At 36.2% G+C, this 5097-nt stretch carries 2 protein-coding genes; one reads left to right on the forward strand and one right to left on the reverse strand.

Annotated features, from left to right (window positions below; translation table 11 throughout):
- Positions 1 to 160: 160 nt before the first annotated feature.
- Positions 161 to 1135, reverse strand: a complete 975-nt coding sequence (locus E1171_RS07385; protein ID WP_222931435.1) for an NADP-dependent oxidoreductase — start codon at positions 1133 to 1135, stop codon at positions 161 to 163.
- A 775-nt stretch (positions 1136 to 1910) separates the two neighbouring features.
- On the opposite strand from E1171_RS07385, the gene E1171_RS07390 reads away from it, so the two are divergent.
- Positions 1911 to 4778: an AsmA family protein gene (locus E1171_RS07390; RefSeq protein WP_155205370.1), complete on the forward strand. Its 2868-nt coding sequence runs from the start codon at positions 1911 to 1913 to the stop codon at positions 4776 to 4778.
- The last annotated feature ends 319 nt before the right edge of the window (positions 4779 to 5097 follow it).

The following is a 5097-nucleotide window of genomic DNA, read 5'->3' on the forward strand; positions in this document are numbered from 1 at the left end:
AATCTAAATTTTCTACATGCTTAAATAATTATTTAGTTGATTTCCTTCACAAGTTCAAATAAAATACTGAGAAGTCAATTTTTTAATTTAATCATGCCTACAAATTCTGTGGTGATAATCCCTATTAAGAGCCTTATGATAAGTAATTGTTCAGGTTTAATCAACGTGGATGCAAGGTAAGCTTGCCAAGGTGATGTTTAGTAGTGGCAAGGTGAGCGTCCGTTACATGTTCCAAGTCAAATGCTTCTCCGATATGTACTTTAAAATGACCGGCTTCTAATAATTGATGGAGCCTTTTGGTAGTTTTCTCATTAAGGACAGCGTCAAAATTATTGATGCTTACATGTTCACTTACCTTTGGTGCCGGATGTACCCCATTGGGATAAGCTACACGTCCACCTTTACGCATAGCAGTTAAAGCTTCATCTGTTACTTTCCCACCAGCAGTCACGAAAGCTGTGTCGATCCCGTTGGGAGCAAAATCTCTGGCTGCTTTTACAACATTATCTTTGCGCCCATCAATTGCAACGTCAGCACCCAAACGCTTTGCTAAACTCACTCCATCAGTTCCGGATGCTATAGCTAGTACCCGTGCCCCAATGTGTTTGGCAAACTGAATAGCCATATGACCAATGCCACCACTGGCACCAAAGATCATCAAGGTTTCGTTTCCTTTTAATTTTAGAACGTCCTCCAAGCCACAAAGGGTTGTTATGGCATCAATGGGCATAGCCCCTGCTTCATCGGTTGACAGATAATCAGGTGTGTGAGCGACAAGATTTGCTTTCACTGCGATGTATTCAGCATAAAACCCTCCTTTAGGATTCATAAAGGAGGCACAATAAACCCGATCTCCTTTTTTGAAATTAGTCACTTGATTACCAACTGCAGCAATAGTTCCGGCACCATCGCTACCCAGTATGTATGGAAAATTTGGTTTACTTCCCGTCATTTTAGCAAATTCTCCTTCACGTTCCATTGGGTCCCACTGACCCACACCGGCTGACTCAACGTGAATGAGCACTTCGTCTGGGGCAACTTTAGGAACTGGTAAGGATAGTACCTTTAAGGTATTAAGACCACCGAAATGTTTCAATGCAGCAGCTTTCATAGTGTTCATTCTTAATTGTACCATAACATACTTATTGTTTTGGTTATTTGTTTCCTAAATGCTTAATGAATGGGGATGTTAGATCATATGCGAAAGCTTTTTGTGCGTTTGACCTTATGATCCCATTTATATACTTTAAAAGTAATTTTATCACCATTTTAGTTTCAACTTCAGTTTTTTGAAATGATACCTTCCTTAAACAAAGAGGAAACATCAAAATGAAAGAAAAATAAAACCCCATGATACTTGTGAGAAGCACTCCGATTTTACGATGATAAAAAAGAGGTGGGAAGCTTTACATCAAATCCAGCCCAAAACGAAATCCCAAAAGTAAAAGGACAAAATGATTCCCCTGAAGGGTCTGCAATCCATCTTTTGCATGGGTTTTGTTTTGGGTGTGGCATTTTGCCTTGCAGGTAACAAATATCCGCTAAACAAAAGGAAGTTCATGGCCCCATAAGGTTAATGATAGAGAGGAAGAGGTGTAAGAACATTATCCATAAGAATCCTTTTTTGGTCACAATAAATTTTATTTGATCGTGCTGTCCAACTTTTATTTCCATACTATTTTTAGAGTGAAGTATGCCTTTTTCTAAACAGTTAAAATTTTTTCAGTATTAATTTGAAAGGAAGAAGAGAAAAAAGTAAATCTTTATTGAGTACTTACCTGATTTTTTTTAATCTCCTGAAACAAGTTGATATATAAGTGGTGTTTTTAATCTGAAAATTCTTCTTAGCATAGAATGGACTTAAAACAATATTAGGTTTTTATAGGGGAATGGACTAAATCCACCACAAAATGAAGAAAGCACTTCTTATCCTCGGGGTATTGTTTGTCCTTTTGATGCTTATGATAACCATTATTCCTTTTTTAATTAAAGGGGAAGTAAAAAAGGGAATAGATGAAGCACTTGAAAAAAATGTTAATGCAGCCGTTTTTTATGATACTAATCAATTTGGGTTAAATCTCTTTAGGAATTTTCCCAATGCTACCCTTACTCTTGGAGATTTTGGAATGGTTAATAGACCACCCTTCGAAGGAGATACTTTGATAAGTGTAAAGTCGCTGATTTTTGAGGTAAATATTGTAAGTGTTCTCAAGGGAGATACTATAAAAATTGAGGCTATTGGTTTGGATCAACCAAAGATTCAATTAATGATTTTGGAAGAGAACTTAGCCAACTATGACATATTTTTAAAAAGGGAAAGAAGGGAAGACAAGAAGGCACCTTCTGAAGTTTCTTTTCAGATAAACCATTGGGAAATAAAAAATGGAGATATAATATACAATGACCGTTCAATGAATTTATTTGCCACCCTGGAAGGATTAAATCACAGTGGAAAGGGAGATTTTTCTCGGCAGGTTTTTGATATAGTTACCCATACTGACATTGACAACCTGACCCTTAAGTATAGGAATACTAAAATGGCCTCGAACAAGAGATTCGATGCCAATATTATCGTGAATTTGGATTTGGACAAAAAGAGGTATAAGTTTAAAGATAACAGGGTTAAAATTAATGATTTTGCGTTTCGCTTTGGTGGGTTCTTTGCAAAGGAGGAAAATGACATGAGTATGGATATTTTCTTTCAGGCCGAAAAAACTAGCTTTAAGGATCTTTTGTCTTTAGTGCCCATAGCCTATAAAGAGGAGTTTGAAAATATAAAGGCAGAAGGAATGGTGGATTTTGGAGGTTTTGTAAGGGGAATTTATAGTTCGGACAAAGAACAAAAGCCTTCTTTTCAACTAAAGATGTTTGTGGATAAGGGCCAGTTTCAGTTTAATGAATTACCAAAACCGATTCGTAATGTTAAATTTGACCTTCTTGTTGACAATAAGGATGGTAAATTTGAAAATACCATTTTTATCGTAAAACAATTCCATGCTGAGCTGGGAAATAGCCCTCTTCACGGTAGTTTGTTGGTGGAAGGAATTAAAAAAATGAAAATTGACGGGCAATTTGATACAGAAATAGACCTGGCCGAATTAACTACCATGTTTCCTTTGACAAACATGACCCTAAAAGGAAAGTATAAATTGCATGCCAAGGCCAATGGAGTATATGATGCCGAAAAGTCAATGATTCCCAGGATTGATGCGGTGATGAACCTTGAAAATGGTTATTTAAAGACGAAAGATTTTCCTGTTCCTCTTGAGAATATTTTTTTGGATGCTACGGCTAAAAACACAAGTGGAAAGTTAGATGGGACCACTTTGAATATTAATGATTTGGAATTTGAGCTGGAGGGAGAGCAACTGGTGGGAAACTTGACTGTAAAAAACTTCAATGATTACACCTGGAATATGAACCTAAAAGGAGATGTTGATTTAGCTAAAATTACAAAAATTTATCCTTTAGATAGCGTAACTCTGTCAGGACGGCTTCATATGGACATTAATACCAAGGGGAAAATGTCTGATTTGGAGGCTAAAAATTTCGATCGTTTACCAACCAGAGGAATCCTGGAGGTTCAAGAATTTAGTTTCAAAAGTTTTAAACAGCCTCAAGAAATTAAAATAAGCGAAGTAAAGGCAGTTTTTGATCCTCAGAAAATTACCATAAATAATATGAATGGCTATCTTGGTAAAAGTGATTTCCAAGTAAAGGGGAGCCTATCCAATTATTTGGCTTATGTATTAAAAGGTAATGAAATTCTGCAAGGAAATTTAGATTTTAATTCCAATTCCTTTGATTTGAATGAGTGGATGAAAGAAGAGCCCAGCCTTTCCATACCAATTCCCCATGAGGAAGAACCACACTTGAAAGCTTTGGAAGTACCGAAAAATATTGATTTTGTAGTGAATTCTAAGATTGAGAAATTATTATATTCCAATCTCCACATGAGTAATATGAAAGGGCTGGTTGTAGTGAAGGATGGTGTAATTCGGTTAGAAAATGGGAAATACCAATTAATTGATGGGAATTTCGGTTTAGAAGGGATGTATGATTCCCGAAATTTACAACGACCAAAATTTGATTTCGACTTTGATATTTTGAAAATGAAAATTGCCGATGCCTATAATTCTTTTGATGTGGTTAAGAAATTTGCTCCAATTGCTGGTCGGATGAATGGTGATTTTACAACTGATTTTGTTCTGTCTGGGGAGCTAAAACAAGATATGAAGCCTGAATACAATTCTTTAAATGGTAAAGGTTTGGTATCCATTCGAAATGCCACTTTAAAAGGTTCTAATTTATTGGGTAGAGTTTTGAAAGTTTCTCAAATCACCGATGTTGACGAAGTGAATCTCAATGTAAAAGATGTCGATATCCAAGCGGAAATAAAAGATGGGAGACTTTTCGTTCAACCTTTCGAACTTAACATGGGGAGTTATGTGGCTAAAATTGAGGGAAGCCAAGGGGTAGATGGCACCATGGATTTTTCAATGGAAATAAAGGTTCCTGCCCATAAATTAGGTGCACAAGTAAGAGGATTTATCAGCGGTTATTTGGGCGGTGGAAGACCAACAAATGTTATTATGAAATATGGAATTAAGGGTACCAGAGATAACCCTTTAGTTAAGGTTGTAAAGACAGAATTTGAGGAGCTTCCCAAAAAAGAAGAGCCGGCTGATACTAGTTCAGTAGAAAAAAAGAGCAAAAAGGAATTGGAAAAAAAGGTTGAGAAAGATCTTGAGAAATTAAAAAGGAAAGAATATGATTAGTTAAAGGACCTTTTTGAGCAAGTTTGACTTTTCAATTGATGTCTTTGGTAGGGGGAAGTCATTCAGGAAATGGTAGAATAGTTGTTGTGTTCTTGGCTTCAGAATTGACGGAGCAACCATGAAACCCTAATTTTTGGCATAAATGGAAATGTTTCACATGGTAGGCTTCATTTAGGGTAAACTTATATGGCAGATACATCGGCTTTTTTTTAAAGGTTGTCACGATTTAGCTAAAACGAGTATGCGCCCCGGAATTCATTTTAGCAGCTGTTAGTGGCTGTTTATATTCTTGATTTGTTCTTTTATTCGAATGAAATCT

This window comes from Xanthovirga aplysinae (assembly GCF_009711365.1).
Lineage (GTDB): Bacteria > Bacteroidota > Bacteroidia > Cytophagales > Cyclobacteriaceae > Xanthovirga > Xanthovirga aplysinae.